Source organism: Blautia sp. NSJ-140, from assembly GCF_022868965.1.
Taxonomy (GTDB): domain Bacteria; phylum Bacillota; class Clostridia; order Lachnospirales; family Lachnospiraceae; genus Blautia_A.
The window spans coordinates 133,325-150,434 of the sequence record NZ_JALIFS010000009.1 but is presented as its reverse complement, the minus strand read 5'-3'; the positions used below and the strand labels follow the sequence as shown (position 1 = coordinate 150,434).

The 17,110-nt window shown below is 43.6% G+C and carries 14 protein-coding genes; 11 read left to right on the top strand and 3 right to left on the bottom strand.

Going from position 1 to position 17,110, the window contains the following annotated elements:
• On the top strand, positions 1 to 933 hold the full coding sequence (locus MUB50_RS11755) for a DUF5688 family protein (protein WP_244791174.1): 933 nt from the start codon (positions 1 to 3) through the stop codon (positions 931 to 933).
• Positions 934 to 1,057: 124 nt separating this feature from the next.
• Here MUB50_RS11755 and MUB50_RS11750 read toward each other — a convergent pair whose 3' ends face one another.
• The 3 genes from MUB50_RS11750 to MUB50_RS11740 all read right to left on the bottom strand — a co-directional run bounded on the left by MUB50_RS11750 (position 1,058) and on the right by MUB50_RS11740 (position 3,836).
• Positions 1,058 to 1,852 (bottom strand): ABC transporter ATP-binding protein, encoded by a 795-nt coding sequence (locus MUB50_RS11750; protein ID WP_118515603.1) that lies wholly within the window; start codon positions 1,850 to 1,852, stop codon positions 1,058 to 1,060.
• A gap of 2 nt (positions 1,853 to 1,854) precedes the next feature.
• Positions 1,855 to 2,769: an ABC transporter permease gene (locus MUB50_RS11745; RefSeq protein ID WP_118515605.1), complete on the bottom strand. Its 915-nt coding sequence runs from the start codon at positions 2,767 to 2,769 to the stop codon at positions 1,855 to 1,857.
• Positions 2,770 to 2,858: 89 nt separating this feature from the next.
• Positions 2,859 to 3,836, bottom strand: a complete 978-nt coding sequence (locus MUB50_RS11740) for an ABC transporter substrate-binding protein (protein WP_244791172.1) — start codon at positions 3,834 to 3,836, stop codon at positions 2,859 to 2,861.
• Between the two features lie 228 nt (positions 3,837 to 4,064).
• Here MUB50_RS11740 and MUB50_RS11735 point away from each other — a divergent pair, with 228 nt between their 5' ends.
• The 10 genes from MUB50_RS11735 (at position 4,065) to MUB50_RS11690 (ending at position 17,095) form a co-directional block, all read left to right on the top strand.
• On the top strand, positions 4,065 to 4,829 hold the full coding sequence (locus tag MUB50_RS11735; protein WP_118515609.1) for an N-acetylmuramoyl-L-alanine amidase: 765 nt from the start codon (positions 4,065 to 4,067) through the stop codon (positions 4,827 to 4,829).
• Between the two features lie 144 nt (positions 4,830 to 4,973).
• Positions 4,974 to 5,567, top strand: coding sequence for a YdcF family protein (locus tag MUB50_RS11730; protein ID WP_244791170.1), 594 nt, complete (start codon positions 4,974 to 4,976; stop codon positions 5,565 to 5,567).
• Positions 5,568 to 5,775: 208 nt separating this feature from the next.
• The gene (locus tag MUB50_RS11725) at positions 5,776 to 7,500 is read left to right on the top strand and encodes a hypothetical protein (RefSeq protein WP_244791168.1); all 1,725 of its coding nucleotides are present in this window, start codon (positions 5,776 to 5,778) and stop codon (positions 7,498 to 7,500) included.
• Between the two features lie 56 nt (positions 7,501 to 7,556).
• Positions 7,557 to 7,907 carry a TIGR04086 family membrane protein gene (locus MUB50_RS11720; RefSeq protein ID WP_244791166.1) on the top strand — a complete coding sequence of 117 codons (351 nt, stop codon included), beginning with the start codon at positions 7,557 to 7,559 and terminating at the stop codon, positions 7,905 to 7,907.
• Between the two features lie 82 nt (positions 7,908 to 7,989).
• On the top strand, positions 7,990 to 8,130 hold the full coding sequence (scfA, locus tag MUB50_RS11715) for a six-cysteine ranthipeptide SCIFF (RefSeq protein ID WP_015524633.1): 141 nt from the start codon (positions 7,990 to 7,992) through the stop codon (positions 8,128 to 8,130).
• Positions 8,131 to 8,272: 142 nt separating this feature from the next.
• Positions 8,273 to 9,637: a thioether cross-link-forming SCIFF peptide maturase gene (scfB, locus tag MUB50_RS11710; RefSeq protein ID WP_173753145.1), complete on the top strand. Its 1,365-nt coding sequence runs from the start codon at positions 8,273 to 8,275 to the stop codon at positions 9,635 to 9,637.
• A 15-nt stretch (positions 9,638 to 9,652) separates the two neighbouring features.
• On the top strand, positions 9,653 to 12,079 hold the full coding sequence (gene secD, locus MUB50_RS11705; RefSeq protein WP_244791164.1) for a protein translocase subunit SecD: 2,427 nt from the start codon (positions 9,653 to 9,655) through the stop codon (positions 12,077 to 12,079).
• A gap of 167 nt (positions 12,080 to 12,246) precedes the next feature.
• Positions 12,247 to 13,965: a single-stranded-DNA-specific exonuclease RecJ gene (gene recJ / locus MUB50_RS11700; RefSeq protein WP_244791162.1), complete on the top strand. Its 1,719-nt coding sequence runs from the start codon at positions 12,247 to 12,249 to the stop codon at positions 13,963 to 13,965.
• A 202-nt stretch (positions 13,966 to 14,167) separates the two neighbouring features.
• On the top strand, positions 14,168 to 14,692 hold the full coding sequence (locus MUB50_RS11695) for an adenine phosphoribosyltransferase (protein WP_118515621.1): 525 nt from the start codon (positions 14,168 to 14,170) through the stop codon (positions 14,690 to 14,692).
• Between the two features lie 78 nt (positions 14,693 to 14,770).
• The gene (locus tag MUB50_RS11690) at positions 14,771 to 17,095 is read left to right on the top strand and encodes a RelA/SpoT family protein (RefSeq protein ID WP_118623697.1); all 2,325 of its coding nucleotides are present in this window, start codon (positions 14,771 to 14,773) and stop codon (positions 17,093 to 17,095) included.
• The last annotated feature ends 15 nt before the right edge of the window (positions 17,096 to 17,110 follow it).

Here is a 17,110-nt window from a genome sequence, read left to right as displayed (position 1 = left end):
ATGGAAAAAAGTTATGAAACTTTTGTCACGGACCTGAGAAAGCTTCTTCTTGCGGCTATGGATCTGAAGGAAGAAGAAATTTATTTTTCAAACGATGGAGAAAAATATGGCTGTTTGGGAGATAGGCTATTTGTAGAGAGTGGTCATATGGAAAAGGCAAAAACAGTCTGCGGGTTGCATACAGAAGAGCTTTATAAAAGGTACTGTCAGGAACATTCTTTTGAAAATATCGTTCATGATTGTGTTAGGGAGATAAAAAAAGTCAGTGAAAATTGTGTGCTATGTGATTTGGACGATCTGAAAGATTATGAGAAGGTAAAAAGCAGACTTTTTATTCGACTTCTGAATGCAGATAAAAACAGGACTATACTGAAGGAGCTGGTTCATCACAAAATCGGAGATATTGCTTTAGTGGTTTATTATCTTGCAGGAGAAAAAGAGGGATATGTTCTGAGTGCAAAGATCAAGAAAAGTTTTGTGGAGAAATGGGGAAAAGATGCGGATACTGTTTTCGAAGCTGCTTTAATAAATACATATTTTATCAGCCCACCAAGAATCTATCATTGGGAAAAAATGCTGTTTGATAAGACGTATGAAGGAGATAATTTCATGGATATCCTTGGAACATACCATCCAAATAAAGGGATTGTCGGGAATTGCCTGAGTACAGAAAAGCGTACTAATGGAGCGGCAGCAATCTTTTTGCCCGGGGTAGCCAGACGTCTTTCTGAACTTCTGGGGTCAGACCTGTATCTGGTTTTTACCAGTGTTCATGAAGTAATGGTCCATAATGCAGATGTGGTTTATCCGGAAGATCTGAAAGAGGTTCTAAGTGATACTCTCGAGAAAGCAACTCCGGAAGAGGATTATCTGACATCTTCCATTTATCGATACAGCAGAAGGAGTGGTGAATTCTCTGTGGAATTGAAATGAGCTAAAGAAAAGTGGCATATGGAAATTAAGGCCGGAATCCATCATAAAGAATGAAATTCCGGCCAGGTTCTTTCTCTGTGTTATGTTGTTTGTCTAACTATTATCATAAAAACTTTTTTGTGGTTTAGCTGAGAAGTGCGGAATCGTTGGAAAATTCTTCACCGCTGGCTTCTTCGAATTTGTCTAGAAGATCCTTGACTGTAAGCTTTTTCTTTTCTTCACCCTGGATATCAAGAATGATCTTTCCCTCCCACATCATGATCAGACGGTTGCCGTGAGTGATAGCATCACGCATGTTATGGGTGATCATCATGGTTGTCAGATGATCACGGGTTACGATCATGTCTGTGATCTCGAGAACCTTGGCTGCAGTCTTCGGATCAAGGGCAGCAGTGTGCTCATCCAGAAGAAGAAGCTGAGGCTTCTTTAAAGTTGCCATCAGAAGTGTCAATGCCTGACGCTGGCCACCGGAGAGGAGCCCGACTTTGGAAGTGAGGCGGTCCTCAAGACCAAGACCGAGAATCTTCAGGAGTTCGTGATATTCTTCCCGTTCCTGACGGGTAATGCCCGGACGGAGAAGGCGAGATTTTCCGCGGCGTTTGGCAAGAGCAAGATTTTCTTCAATTCCCATAGTTGCAGCAGTTCCGGTCATAGGATCCTGGAATACACGGCCAAGATACGCGGCTCTTTTATATTCTGAAAGTTTTGTGACATCGGTTCCACCGATAATGATCTTTCCGGAATCTACAGGCCAGGCACCGGCAACTGCATTCAGCATAGTGGATTTTCCGGCACCGTTTCCTCCGATGACTGTAACAAAATCACCTTCGTTCAGATGAAGATCCACGCCGTTTAAAGCAACCTTTTCATTGATGGTGCCCGGATTAAATGTTTTATGTATATCGATCAGTTTCAGCATGATCATTTACCTCCCTGTTTGGCTTTTGTAAAGTATTTGCCCTTCCAGTATGGGAAAGCAAGGAACAATGCAACGACGAGTGCGGAAAGCATTTTAAGAAGGTCTGTATCAATTCCCATCCAGATAACAATCTGAAGTACCAGATAATAAAGAATAGAACCAAATACAACGCTTAACAGCTTCAGTGCAAAGTTGCGGAAAATACGGCTGAAGATCGCTTCACCGATAATTACTGCAGCAAGACCGATAACGATGGAACCACGTCCCATGTTGATATCTGCAAATCCCTGATACTGTGTGAGAAGAGCACCGGAAAGAGCAACAAGTCCGTTGGAAAGCATCAGTCCCAGAACCTTATTACGATCTGTGTTGATACCCTGTGCACGCGACATACTTGGATTACATCCGGTCGCACGCAGGGAACATCCGAGTTCAGTTCCGAAGAACCAGTAAAGGACTGCAATCAGAATAACGATCATAATTGCTACGATAAAAAGCGTATTCTGTGTCAGAACAACACCCTTGACACGTCGAAGGGATACCAGAAGATTAAATTTATCAACATTGATCGCCTGGTTTGCTTTTCCCATGATTTTCAGGTTAACAGAGTAAAGGGAAAGTTGTGTCAGGATTCCGGCAAGGATAGCCGGGATGCCCATAAAGGTATGAAAAATACCGGTGGCAAGACCTGCCAGAAGTCCTGCTCCTGTTGCAGCCAGCATGGACACCCATACATTGTGTCCGCTGAGCATCATCATGATACAAACAGCGCCGCCTGTACATAAAGTTCCGTCAACGGTAAGATCCGCAATATCAAGAATGCGGAATGTAATGTACACACCGATCGCCATGATTCCCCAGATAAGCCCCTGTGCGGCAGCTCCCGGAAGTGCGGTCATTAAACTCATAATCTGCATGTTAAATTATCCTCCTCTTTTTTATGCACGAACAGCGAGAAGGGTAACTCCCTTCTCGCTGTATCAGTGTATAATAGGTTTTTTACCGATTATTCAGCTGTTTCTTCTGTTTCGATTGCTTCATATCCATCCGGAATTTTAATACCAAGCTCGTCACAGATGTCTTTGTTGTATTCTTTTGTGAATTTTGGTGCATATTCAATCGGCATTTTGGAGATATCTTTACCATCCTGAAGGATGCTGACTGCCATTTCGCCGGTTTTGTATCCAAGATCATAGTAGCTGATGGAAAGTGTTGCAACACCGCATGCCTTGCAGATACCTTCTTCACCAGCGATTACCGGAACCTTTGCCGGGAGACAGATGTTGTTGATGATCTCAGTATTGGATGCTACAGTATTATCTGTAGGTGCATAGATCACATCGCTGTCATTGGCAGCTGTGGTAACAACGGATGAAAGATCGTTGGAATCAGAGAATGCATAATATTCACAGGTATAACCAAGCTTCTCAAGAGCATCTTTTACAGTATCTACCTGATATTGGGAGTTCGGCTCTGCTGAGCAGTAGAGAAGTCCGACATTTTTTGCATCCGGGAAAAGCTCATGGAGCATATCGGCCTGCTCATCAAGAGGAGCAAGATCAGAAGTACCGGAAATGTTCCCGCCTACTGTTCCGTCAAAGTCATCGATCCCAAGAGCGACACCGTACTCGGTAACGGCTGTTCCGAGGATCGGGATATCGGAAGTTCCGGCAGCTGCAGCCTGAAGAGATGAGGTTGCGTTTGCAAGGATCAGGTCTGCCCCCTCTGAAACAAAGCCGTTGATAATGGTAGAACAGGTATTAGAATCACCCTGTGCATTCTGCTCGTCGAATTTTACGGAATCCCCCATTTTCTCAGTGATCGCATCCTCAAAGCCCTTGGTTGCGGCATCCAGTGCATCATGCTGGACCAGCTGGCAGATACCTATTGTGTAAGTCTTTTCTTCTTTGGCGCTTACTGTTGCAGCACAGGTCCCTGTTACAAGAGCTGCTGCGAGTACAGCTGTTAAAATACGCTTTTTCATATTGTTTTCCTCCTCGCGATATTGCTGCATTTTTTGGATTATTTAAAAATGCAACTCTGATTGTGTTAATATAACACTTTAACGCTTAAAAGTCAAGAAGAATTAACGCGAAAATATGTTGAATAAACAGATCCGGAAAAACAAAATAAAGCATGAAATGAAATGCAGGCACAGAGAAAAACACAAGGTCATATCATATTGTGAATGTAGTTTTCGAGGAGAATGAACATGGCATATAAAATCGTTCTGGATGCCGGACACGGCGGAGAAGATCCAGGTGCTGTTTATAAAGAACGTAAGGAAAAGGATGACAATCTGAAACTGACCCTTGCGGTAGGAAAGATCCTGGAAGAGAACGGCGTGGATGTGGTTTATACCAGGACTACCGATATTTATCAGACTCCTTTTGAAAAAGCGAAAGCCGCAAATGAAGCCGGAGCAGATTTTTTTATTTCTTTTCATCGCAACAGTAGTTCCGGGCCCGAACAATACAATGGAGTTGAAGTATTAGTCTATGATAAGAAAGGCATTAAATATCAGATGGCACAGAATATCCTGGGAGCATTGGGAGAACTGGGGTTTCGGGAACTGGGCGTGAAAGAACGTCCCGGGCTGGTAGTGCTCCGGCGCACAAAAATGCCGGCACTTTTGATCGAGACCGGATTTATAAACTCGGAAAAGGATAATCAGCTTTTCGAAAAAAAATTCGAAGAGATTGCCAGAAGCATCGCAGATGCCATTCTGGGAACATTGAATGAGGAAACTGTGGAAGAACCATTATATTATCGAGTACAGACAGGAGCATTTCGAAACCGGGAAAACGCAGACCGGATGTTGTATCAGCTGACAGATCAGGGATTTCCGGCGTTTATCCTGAGAGAGAATGATCTTTACAAAGTTCAGGTAGGAGCATATATGCAGCTTGGAAATGCGGTCAATATGGAACAAAGGCTGAGGGACAGAGGATATAGCACAGTGATCGTTACAAAATAGAAAACAGATGATCTGTTAGTGCATCTGCCACGAAAGAGTGATATGATTAGGCAATACAGAAAGCTGGATAAGGGATATCTGTCAGATAAATATCTTTTGATCCGGGATTTAGCTGCAGATGGTAAAGAAAGGACATAGAAAATAATGTACGAAGAGTTTCTGAAACAGATAGACGATTTCATGTTTATAGAAGATAAGCCGGAAAAAGCGGATGTGATCTTTATTCCGGGAAACGGATATCCTCAAATGGCGGAAAAAGCAGCGGAGCTTTACAGGAATGGGTTTGCACCAAAGATTCTGCCCAGTGGAAGATACAGCATCACAGCAGGAAGATTTACAGGAGTTCTTGACAAGAAAGAATGTTATTGTGGGACATACAAAACGGAATGGGATTTTTTGAAAGATGTCCTGATGCAGAATGGTGTACCAGAAGAAGCAATCCTGAAAGAAGATCAGGCAACCTATACTTATGAGAATGCAATTTATTCCCGACAGGTAACAGACAGAGAATACCTGGATATCAAAAAGGCGATTCTCTGCTGTAAAACCTGTCATGCAAGGCGTGCATTGATGTATTACAAGTTGCTTTATCCGGATACGGAATTCTTTGTGAGTTCGTGTTGTGTGGATTCTATAGATAAAAATACGTGGATTATGACAAATGATGGAATTGATGAAGTAATGGGGGAAATAACTAGAATAATTAAACAATTTTCATTGATGATCAAAAAAAATTAATTTAGGGGTGTCGTAAAAAAAAGAATTGTGTTATAATGCATTTGACGAAAAAACGAAATATCTGTTACGAAAGATTAACAAGATATTAATTTTTGGAGAAATATTGGTTCGAGCGCATGTTACATGCGTTCGATATTTTATATAACTGAATTTTTTGACAAAAGGCAAATATGAATCTTAGATTTTGAATATAGAGGTGCAGATTATTATGAAAAAGAACACAAAGAATACATTTAGCAGAAGCTTTTCAATACTGGCAGCAGCGGCATTATCCATGACACTGATCGGAGGACAGACCTTTCCGGCATATGCGGAGAACTCTTCAGGTATAGAATCCGGTGCTGTGATCCCGGATAATATAACTATTGACAGCCCTACAGCTCTTGCTAACATTGCGCTTCCATCTAATGCGTATGGAACTCTTTCCTGGGCAGATAGTTCTTATGTTCCGGACAAACGTGTACAATCCTGTGGGGTAGTATTCAAACCTGCTGCAGGGGCTGACCTTTCAGGTCTTCCAGGGTGGGACAGTAATTCAGGAACACTTACAGGTTCCGTGACAGTTGTGGTCAGCAGCCTTGACAGTACAGAGGAAAATTCCGGAAGTGAGGAAAGCTCCGATTCTTCTGATTCAGGAGAATCCTACGAAACTGATGATAAAGAGGAAAATGGAACTGACGTCAATGAGAGTGATGCAGATACTTCCGTAAAAGAAACAGAGGACAGCACTGCAGAGAATGAAGGGAAGAACGAAGGTCTGCAGGCTGACAGTGTTCAGGAGAATGAAAATAAAGAAGATTCGGAGACAACAGGAAAAACGGAGCAGTCTTCTTCAGATTCTTCAGATACAGCAGATGCAGCAGATGCCAGTGGAGAGGAAAAAAGGGATCCGGAGATAACGGAAGCTCCGGAGGTAACAGCTGCACCATCTGAGGATAATAAAACTCAGGATGGGGAAGAAGCAGAAGCTGCGGAAACTCCTGCTGTAACGATAACTCCGGCGGCAGAAGATGATATGGATCCTGATGCAGCATCTGAGAGCAGAGACGATGAGAATCATGAAAAAAATAACGATGCTGAAATCACCGCGATCCCGGAAATCACGGAGACTCCTGATGCTGAAGAAAACAAGAATAATATTTTTGACAGGAAAGATGATACAGAGGATAAACGCCCTCAGAATGCAGCTACCGATCTGACAGAAACAGAAAAAGAGGAAATTGCGTCTCAAAATCATACCTGTGATGGAATCACGGTATCAGGAATTGATCTTCCGTGGTATGTACAGTTTCGTGTTTCCGGTGGTGAGGATTATCAGTTTACCAATGAAGAAGATGCAACGATCTTTAAATCCTATGAGTTTGAACTCTGGGATACACAGAATAATACAGAGTATAAAATTCCGGATGGAGAGTATATCAGTGTGACTGTACCTGTAAAGGCCGGCTATACATATTCTATTGAGCACCTTCTTGATAATGGCGCAATGGAGACCATCATTCCAAGCGTGGATGGTGACACAATGACTTTCAGTACACATTCATTCAGCCCATTTGGCATTGCCGGAAGTAAATCTCTGGTAGGGCCAGATGCTGAAAGCAATACCGGTGCAACGATTACACCTGCAGCAGATGCTTCGTCTTCGGATGCTTCGTCTTCAGATGCTGCAGATCCTGCAGAAACAGACAGTATAGACACCAATGCGGCGGAGACATCTCAGAATCTGACTTCAGATAGCACGGATCAGGAACAGCTTTCTTCTCAGAACAGTGATACGGCGGGGAATGAGGCTGAAGAACAGTCTTCTGCAACAACATCCAAGAAACAGGTAAATACTGGAGATAACACCCAGATTCTTCCGTTTGTGATCTTGTTTGTGGCAGCGGCAGTTGTAGCCGGTGTAGCTGTGTTTTTTAAGAAAAGAAAGAAGTAATGAATAAGAATAAGAGAAAAAGCTCTCCCATATAATGACTGTGGGAGGGCTTTTTTATGAAGGGAAAAGCAATATTACGATCATTGCTGCTGGCCTATGGAGTGACAGGACTTTTTCTTCTGATACTGGCATTTTTGCTCTTTCAGTTTGGATTTGGAGGAGGGACGGCGGCGGTAGGGATCATTATTATTTATGTGGTATCCTGCCTGGCCGGAGGTTTTATGGCGGGAAAGATCATACGGAAAGACCGATATATTTGGGGGATCGTTACCGGGCTTTCCTATTATGTTCTGCTGCTTCTGGTATCTTTTCTGGCACAGGGGAAATGGGATATGACATTTGCCCATGCGTTGACTACTTTTTTTATGTGTCTTGGTGGCGGAGCCATTGGTGGGATGCTGTCGTAAAAGCTTACAAAAAAATGCTTTGAAAATCGATGATTTTATGCTATACTAGGCGAAGAATAGAATACATAAAGGAGGATATATCATGGAACATATCAAGACATTAAATACAAAGAACCTTCAGAACACGGTTAAGAAGGGTGGATGTGGCGAATGTCAGACATCCTGTCAGTCTGCTTGCAAGACTTCCTGTACAGTAGGAAACCAGAGCTGCGAGCATAAATAAGAAGCAGCCGTTGAATGAGTGGAAAGCAGCGGGAGATCCGCTGCTTCACTTGTTTTATCTGAAGTAACAGGTATCCAGCAAAACGCGCCGGAGGGCGCGTTTTGTCGGGTTATAAAAGAATTTTAGAAAGGATTGCGGGAAGATGAGTCTGATTCACCGTTATCAAAGTAATGGATATAATATTGTGCTGGATATCAACAGTGGCTGTATCCACCTTGTAGATGAAGTAACCTATGAGGTACTGCCATATCTTGAAGAAGGCATGGAAGCGGACGCCATAGCTGAGAAGCTTGGCGACCGTTTTAAAAAAGAGGATGTGGAAACATCTGTAACTGAATGTAAGAAGCTTCAGGAGCAGGGAATGCTTTTTACAAAAGATATTTATGAGAATATCATTGATGAATTTACCAAAAACCGCCAGACTGTTGTAAAGGCTCTTTGTCTTCATATTGCTCATGACTGTAATCTGGCATGCAGATACTGTTTTGCAGAAGAAGGAGAGTATCACGGAAGACGTGCACTGATGTCTTTTGAAGTAGGAAAAAAGGCTTTGGATTTCCTGATCGCTAATTCCGGCTCCAGAAAGAATCTGGAAGTGGATTTTTTTGGCGGCGAGCCTCTTATGAACTGGCAGGTTGTAAAGGATCTTGTGAAATACGGAAGAGAACAGGAGAAACTTCATAACAAAAAATTCCGCTTCACACTGACAACCAACGGAGTTCTTTTAAATGATGAGGTGATGGAATTCTGCAATAAGGAGATGGGAAATGTAGTCTTAAGCGTGGACGGCAGAAAAGAAGTTCATGATTACATGCGCCCGTTCCGTAAGGGTGCAGGAAGCTATGATCTGATCATGCCGAAATTTGAGAAATTTGCGGAATCCAGAAATCAGGACAAGTATTATGTAAGAGGAACCTTTACTCATCATAATCTTGATTTTTCCCAGGATGTTCTGCATTTGGCTGACCTTGGCTTCAAACAGATTTCTGTTGAGCCGGTTGTGGCAGCAGATACAGAAGAGTATGCGATCCGTGAGGAGGATATCCCACAGATTTTGGAACAGTATGACATTCTTGCAAAAGAAATGATCAGAAGAGAAAAAGAAGGAAAAGGATTCAACTTCTTCCACTTTATGATAGACCTTACCGGTGGTCCGTGTGTATATAAACGACTTTCCGGATGCGGCTCAGGAACCGAGTACCTGGCTGTTACTCCGTGGGGAGATTTTTATCCATGCCACCAGTTTGTTGGTGAGGAACAGTACCTTATGGGTAATGTAGACGAGGGAATCACAAAGCCTGAAATCGTAAAAGACTTTGGAAGATGTAATGTCTATACGAAACCGGACTGTAAAGACTGTTTTGCCAGATTCTACTGCAGCGGCGGCTGTGCGGCAAATGGTTACCACTTCGGCGGAGATATCCGGGGGAATTATAAGATCGGATGCGAACTCCAGAGGAAGCGTGTGGAGTGCGCTATCATGATAAAAGCCGCTTTGGCGGAATAAGAGAGGAAAAAGAAAATGAAGAAAAGTAGAGGAATTGCAGTGCTGCTTCTGACAGCAATTGTCACAGTATTCTTCTGCTATGTGGCTGCGGTAGGCATTGGTCCTACAGGAACAGGTTCGGCTAAGAACATCAATACCGGACTTGATCTTGCCGGCGGTGTCAGCATCACATACCAGGCTAAGGACAGCAATCCGAGCAAGGAAGATATGTCCGATACTGTTTACAAGATGCAGCAGCGTGTTTCTCAGTACAGTACTGAGGCACAGGCATATCAGGAAGGTTCCAACCGTATCACTATTGAGATTCCAGGAGTATCAGATGCAAATGCGATCCTGGAAGAACTTGGAAAGCCAGGTTCTCTGTATTTTATCGATCAGACAGATGCAGACGGAAACAAGAATTTTACAACAGGAAACAGTGAGAGTGGATATGTTCTTGCAAGAAGTATTGAGGATATCCAGAAAGCCGGATCTGTTGTACTGGAAGGTACAGACGTTGCAGACGCTGAGGGAGGTGCTTATCAGGATTCATCCACAAGCTCCCAGAAATATGCAGTCAGCCTGACTCTTACAAAGAATGGAAAAACCAAATTTGCGGAAGCTACCAAGGCAAATGTTGGAAAGCAGATTGCAATTGTATATGACGATCAGGTTTTAAGCGCTCCGAATGTAAATGAGGAGATTTCCGGTGGAAAAGCGCAGATCACCGGAATGGCAAGTACAGAAGAGGCACAGAATCTTGCTTCTTACATAAGAATCGGTTCTTTAAGTCTTGAGCTTACCGAACTTCGTTCCAGCGTAGTTGCTGCACAGCTTGGTGAAGAAGCCATTGCAACAAGTGTAAAAGCCGGAGCTATCGGTCTTGTGATCGTTATGCTGATCATGATCATCGCATACCGTATTCCAGGTCTGGTTGCATCTATTGCACTGGTTCTTTATACAACCTTAATGCTGATCACACTGAATGCCTTTGATATCACCCTTACGCTTCCGGGTATTGCAGGTATCATCCTGGGCATTGGTATGGCAGTGGATGCCAATGTTATCATTTACGCCAGAATCCGTGAGGAGATCGCGGCAGGTCTTTCTGTCCATGCAGCGATCAAAAGTGGATTCAGCAAAGCGTTTTCCGCTATTTTTGATGGAAACATCACAACACTGATTGCGGCTTGTGTGCTGATGTGGCTGGGCTCCGGTTCTGTTAAGGGATTTGCCTACACACTGGCAATGGGTATCGTGATCTCCATGTTTACAGCACTGGTCATATCCAGGCTTGTTATTAATGCGGTATATGCAATTGGCGTTCGTGACCCGAAATTCTATGGTATTGCCAAGGAACGTAAGGTTGTGGATTTCATTGGAAAGAGAAAAATCTTCTTTGTTGTTTCAATTATCCTGATCCTTTGCGGGCCTGTAGGAATGCTGGTCCACAGTAATGTGATCGGGGACAAAGCAATGAATTACAGTCTGGAGTTTTCTGGTGGTACTTCTACCAATGTAACCTTCAATAAAGAGATGGATATCAAGGAAATCGATTCCGAGGTAACACCGGTTGTTGAGGCAGTGACAGGTGATAAGAATGTACAGCCGACCAAGGTGCAGGGAACCAATCAGGTTGTGATCAAAACACGTTCTCTGGATCTTAAGGAACGTGAAGCACTGAATAAGGCATTGGAGGAAAATTTTGATGTAGATACAAGTCTGATCACATCGGAGAATATTTCCGCTACTGTCAGCAATGAGATGAGAAGAGACGCTATCGTAGCGGTTATCGTAGCTGCGATCTTTATGCTTCTTTACATCTGGTTCCGCTTCAAGGATATCCGATTTGCAAGCAGTGCAGTACTTGCGCTTCTTCATGATGTTCTGGTTGTACTTGCGTTTTATGTTATTTCCAGAACATCTGTAGGAAATACATTTATTGCGTGTATGCTGACAATCGTAGGTTATTCCATCAATGCTACCATTGTCATCTTCGACCGTATCCGTGAGAATATGAGAGGCAGAAAGAAAGTCGAGGATGAGAAACTGAAAGAGATCGTAAATACAAGTGTTACAGAGACTTTGACACGAAGCATTTACACATCCCTGACAACGTTTGTAATGGTTGCAATTCTTTATGTGATGGGTGTTTCTTCAATTAAAGAGTTTGCAGCACCGTTGATGGTAGGTATCATCGGCGGAGCATATTCCTCTGTATGCATCACAGGTGCTCTGTGGTACACTATGAAAACATTCAGAAAAAATCGTGTTGCCGCACCGGCAGCTGCAGCAGCTTCAACTAAGATTTCTGCCGAGAAATCCGAGAAAAAGGTAAAACAGCCATCCGGACAGCAGACAGTTCAGCAGCAGCCGAAGAAGAAAAACCGTAAAAGAGTTGCCGAGCGTCTTGCAGCGCAGGAGGCAGCAAAGCAGCAGAAGGATGAGGAAAAATCTGAATAAAACTGCTGAATAACAGAAACGTTCCGTACCAGGAAAGAAAATTTCCTGGCGGAACGTTTTTTTTGTGTGACATAAAAAACTTGCGGCTATGCAGGAGTATGAGTTACAATACGGTTATTGTGTTGCTTTGAAGAAAGAAAGCGGCAAAGCATCAAGGAGGAAACAACATGGAACGATGGGTTGTTGCTGCAAAACGGGCGGATTTTGCGGCAATTGGAAAAGAGTTCGGAATTGATCCGGTGATCGCCAGACTGATCCGAAATCGGGATGTACAGGATAGGGATGAAATTCGTAGATATCTTTATGGAACGGTGGAAGAATTGGCTTCTCCGCATTTGATGAAAGATGTGGATAAGGCAGTGCAGATCCTGCAGAATAAAATAAAGAAAAAAAAACGCATCCGTATTATAGGCGATTATGATATTGATGGGGTAGTATCGACTTTCATTCTGATCAAAGGACTGAAGCGTGCAGGAGCTCTGGCAGATACATATATTCCGGACCGTGTGGCGGACGGATATGGAATCCATGAGCACCTGATCGAAAGAGCAGTGAATGATGGGATTGACGTAATTGTTACCTGTGATAATGGAATTGCGGCGTACAATGAAATCACTATGGCTAAAGAGAATGGAATGACGGTGATAATAACCGATCATCATGAAATTCCCTATAAAGAAACGGAAGATGGAAGAGAACTGATCCTTCCGCCGGCTGATGCCATTGTAAATCCAAAACAACCGGACTGTAATTATCCGGAGAAAAGATTGTGCGGAGCAGTTGTTGCGTTGAAGCTGGTGACAGCTCTCTATGAGGCATGTGGGATTCCGGAAAAAGAGCTGGAAGATTTTCTGGAATTAGGAGCCATTGCCACGGTGGGAGATGTGATGGATCTTCAGGGTGAAAACCGTATCCTTGTAAAGGAAGGCCTGAAACGACTTCCCCACACTTTTAACAAAGGTCTCCGTGAACTGATCCGTGCCAATGGCCTGGAGGATGGGCCGATCACTGCCTATCATGTAGGGTTTGTGCTGGGACCATGTATCAATGCCAGTGGAAGACTGGATACCGCTGCACGTTCCCTGAAACTGCTCTGTGCGGAGACGGAGGATGAAGCGGCAAAACTTGCCGGCGATCTGACTGCGTTGAATCAAAGCAGAAAAGCTCTCACAGAAGAGGGAAAGGAAGCGGCAATCCGTATTGTGGAAGAGACAGAAATCGGACAGGACAGGGTTCTTGTGATCTATCTACCGGACTGTCATGAAAGTCTGGCTGGAATTATTGCAGGACGTATTCGGGAAAAGTACAATAAACCGGTCTTTGTCCTGACAAAAGGTGAAACAATGGTGAAAGGCAGCGGACGTTCCATAGAAAGCTATTCTATGTTTGAGGAACTGGTAAAATGCGGAGATCTGATGGAACAGTATGGCGGTCATCCTATGGCTGCCGGATTATCCATTAAAGAAGAAAATGTGGAAGAGTTCCGTAGACGGTTAAACGAAAACTGTACTCTGACAGAAAAGGATCTGACTCCAAAGATCCTGATCGATGTGCCAATGCCGGTTTCCTATATAAATAAGGAACTTGTGGAAGAGATATCCCTGCTGGAGCCTTTTGGAAAAGGAAATACCAAACCGATTTTTGCACAGAAGGGACTTCGGGTTTTAAGCAGCCGTATTCTTGGCAAAAATAGGAATGTGGCGAAGCTCCAGCTGTCAGATGGCGCTGGTTGTGTAGTGGAAGCAGTATATTTTGGCGAAGCGGACGAATTTGTTGATAGAATAAAAAACTGTGGAAGTATGGCGGTCACATATTATCCTGAGATCAACCGTTATCAGGGAAGAGAAACTTTACAGATCGTGATCCGGAATTATATTACAGAATAACGGGAGAAGGTATCACTAAAATGCAGGTCCTGACAGCAAGTAATTGACTGTTAAACAGGAAAGAAAGCTCTGTACTGGGCAATATGTAGTCCAGGGCCTGTCGTAATTCCGCGAGTTCTGTCGGGTTGCACATTGATTCCCTACAGAAAAAGTGCTATACTATCTAACATCTGATTGACAAATTAAACCATTGGAGGTTATTATGAAAAAAATAGAAGAATATGTAAGAAGTATCCCGGACTTTCCAGAGCCAGGGATTATTTTCCGTGATGTTACCAGCGTCCTTCAGGATGCGGATGGATTACAGCTTGCCGTTGATTCTATGCAGGATTGTCTGGAGGGTGTGGAGTTCGATGTGATCACAGGTCTTGAATCCAGAGGATTTATCTTTGGTATGCCGATCGCATATAATCTTCACAAACCCTTTGTTCTGGTCCGTAAAGCAGGAAAACTTCCATGTGAGACCGTTTCCAGAACCTACGATCTGGAGTATGGAAGTGCAACTATTGAGATGCATAAAGATTCCATCAAGCCGGGACAGAGGGTTGTTATCGTGGATGACCTGATCGCTACGGGCGGAAGTGTGGAAGCAGCCATCAAGCTTGTGGAGGAGCTTGGAGGTGTAGTTGTTAAAGTTGTTTTCCTCATGGAGCTTGCAGGTCTGAAGGGACGTGAGCGTCTCAAAGGTTATGATGTGGCATCTGTGATCTGTTACGACGGAAAATGATTTTTTGTCGGTGGAAGGGGATGTGAACTGTTGTAGTCATACGGCAGTATGAAATTGTGCACAGGCAGGTGGGATTTAATGGCAGAGACAAAAAATACGGAAAAACAAAACATTGAGATACAGAAGGAAGAAGAAAAAAGAGAATCTGTCCGGAAGGCAGATGCGGCGGTGAAATCCATGCATGATTTTACAAGCCCTGAGATTCTTTATCAGGAGCTGATAAAAAGTGTGAAGAAATATCATCCGTCTACAGATATTTCCATGATCGAAAAGGCCTATAAAGTGGCCAGTGAGGCACATAAGGATCAGAAACGTAAATCCGGTGAACCTTATATCATTCATCCTCTCTGTGTTGCGATCATCCTTGCGGATCTTGAACTGGATAAGGAGACCATAGTGGCAGGTCTTCTTCATGATGCGGTAGAAGATACCTGGATGACTTATGAAGAAGTAGAAAAGGAATTTGGTTCTGAGGTAGCACTTCTGGTAGATGGTGTTACCAAGCTGGGTCAGCTGTCATATTCTAAGGATAAGGTAGAGGTTCAGGCTGAAAATTTAAGAAAGATGTTCCTTGCAATGGCTAAGGATATCCGCGTTATCCTGATCAAACTTGCAGACCGTCTTCATAATATGCGTACCCTGCAGTATATGAGACCGGAGAAACAGCAGGAGAAGGCAAGGGAAACCATGGATATCTATGCTCCTATTGCTATGCGGCTTGGTATTTCCAAGATCAAGGTGGAATTGGATGATCTTTCTCTTAAGTATCTGAAGCCGGATGTCTACTATGATCTGGTTGAAAAGGTTGCCCTTCGCAAAAGCGCCCGTGAGGAATTTGTTAATTCTATCGTGAAACAGGTAAAGCAGCATATGGAGGATGCCAACATCAGGGCACAGGTGGATGGCCGCGTGAAGCATTTCTTCAGCATCTATAAGAAGATGGTTAATCAGGATAAAACCATTGATCAGATTTATGACCTGTTTGCTGTACGTATCATTGTAGATACTGTGAAGGACTGTTATGCAGCTCTTGGTGTTATCCATGAGATGTACAAGCCTATCCCCGGCAGATTTAAAGATTATATCGCAATGCCGAAGGCCAATATGTATCAGTCTCTGCATACAACGCTTATTGGTCCTAACGGACAGCCTTTCGAAATCCAGATCCGTACATTTGAAATGCATAAAACCGCAGAATACGGTATTGCAGCTCATTGGAAATATAAGGAAACTTCCGATGGTAAGAAACCTGGAAAGAGCGAGGAAGAGAAGCTGAACTGGCTGCGCCAGATCCTGGAGTGGCAGCGTGATATGTCTGATAACCGGGAGTTCATGAGCCTTCTGAAAAATGATCTGGATCTTTTTGCGGACAGTGTTTACTGTTTCACTCCCCAGGGAGATGTAAAAACGCTTCCCAATGGCTCTACACCTATTGATTTTGCGTACAGTGTGCACAGTGCGGTAGGAAACAAGATGGTAGGTGCCAGGGTCAATGGCAAACTTGTTCCTATTGAATATAAGATCAAAAACGGTGACCGTATTGAGATCATAACTTCCCAGAATTCTCAGGGCCCCAGCCGTGACTGGCTGAAGATCGTAAAGAGTACACAGGCTAAGAATAAGATCAACCAGTGGTTTAAGAAGGAGCTGAAGGAAGATAATATTCTGAAGGGTAAGGACATGCTGAATCAGTATGCCAAGACCAAGGGCTTTAAACTAGGCATATATACCAAGCCACAGTATATGGAATCGGTAATGCATAAATATGGTTTCCGAGACTGGGATTCTGTACTGGCAGCTATCGGACATGGCGGCCTGAAAGAAGGTCAGGTGTTTAACAAGCTGGTAGAAGCCTATGAGCGGGAGCATAAGAAGAATCTTACAGATGAACAGGTTCTGGAGGCAGCTTCCGAATCACAGGAGAAGCTTCATATTGCCAAGAGTAAGAGTGGTATTGTAGTAAAAGGTGTCCATGATGTGGCAGTTCGATTTTCTAAATGCTGCAGTCCGATTCCGGGAGATGAGATTGTGGGCTTTGTAACAAGAGGAAGGGGAATCACCATCCATCGTACAGATTGTGTGAATGTGCTCAACATGCCTGAGATTGACAGGAAACGTCTCATTGAAGCAGAGTGGCAGATGCCGGACAGAGCGGATTCCGAGAAATACGAAGCTGAGATCCAGGTCTACGCAAATAACCGTACCGGACTTTTGGTGGATATCTCCAAGATCTTTACAGAGAGGAAGATCGATCTTCGTTCCATTAACAGCCGTACCAACAAGCAGGAACGCGCCACGATTTCCATGTCCTTTAATGTATGCAGCAAACAGGAACTGAATTCTCTGATCGAAAAGATCCGTCAGGTTGAAAGTGTTCTTGATGTAGAGCGAACAACGGGCTGACCCGATAAACGGAGG

Bases quoted from the DNA above. Each gene is read 5' to 3' on its own strand.
- MUB50_RS11745 (WP_118515605.1), bottom strand. From the start codon at position 2,769: ATGCAGATTATGAGTTTAATGACCGCACTTCCGGGAGCTGCCGCACAG.
- MUB50_RS11720 (WP_244791166.1), top strand. From the start codon at position 7,557: ATGAAGGGAAAAGCAATATTACGATCATTGCTGCTGGCCTATGGAGTG.
- MUB50_RS11755 (WP_244791174.1), top strand. From the start codon at position 1: ATGGAAAAAAGTTATGAAACTTTTGTCACGGACCTGAGAAAGCTTCTT.
- MUB50_RS11750 (WP_118515603.1), bottom strand. From the start codon at position 1,852: ATGCTGAAACTGATCGATATACATAAAACATTTAATCCGGGCACCATC.
- MUB50_RS11690 (WP_118623697.1), top strand. From the start codon at position 14,771: ATGGCAGAGACAAAAAATACGGAAAAACAAAACATTGAGATACAGAAG.
- MUB50_RS11735 (WP_118515609.1), top strand. From the start codon at position 4,065: ATGGCATATAAAATCGTTCTGGATGCCGGACACGGCGGAGAAGATCCA.
- scfA (WP_015524633.1), top strand. From the start codon at position 7,990: ATGGAACATATCAAGACATTAAATACAAAGAACCTTCAGAACACGGTT.
- MUB50_RS11740 (WP_244791172.1), bottom strand. From the start codon at position 3,836: ATGAAAAAGCGTATTTTAACAGCTGTACTCGCAGCAGCTCTTGTAACA.
- MUB50_RS11730 (WP_244791170.1), top strand. From the start codon at position 4,974: ATGTACGAAGAGTTTCTGAAACAGATAGACGATTTCATGTTTATAGAA.
- secD (WP_244791164.1), top strand. From the start codon at position 9,653: ATGAAGAAAAGTAGAGGAATTGCAGTGCTGCTTCTGACAGCAATTGTC.
- scfB (WP_173753145.1), top strand. From the start codon at position 8,273: ATGAGTCTGATTCACCGTTATCAAAGTAATGGATATAATATTGTGCTG.
- MUB50_RS11725 (WP_244791168.1), top strand. From the start codon at position 5,776: ATGAAAAAGAACACAAAGAATACATTTAGCAGAAGCTTTTCAATACTG.
- MUB50_RS11695 (WP_118515621.1), top strand. From the start codon at position 14,168: ATGAAAAAAATAGAAGAATATGTAAGAAGTATCCCGGACTTTCCAGAG.
- recJ (WP_244791162.1), top strand. From the start codon at position 12,247: ATGGAACGATGGGTTGTTGCTGCAAAACGGGCGGATTTTGCGGCAATT.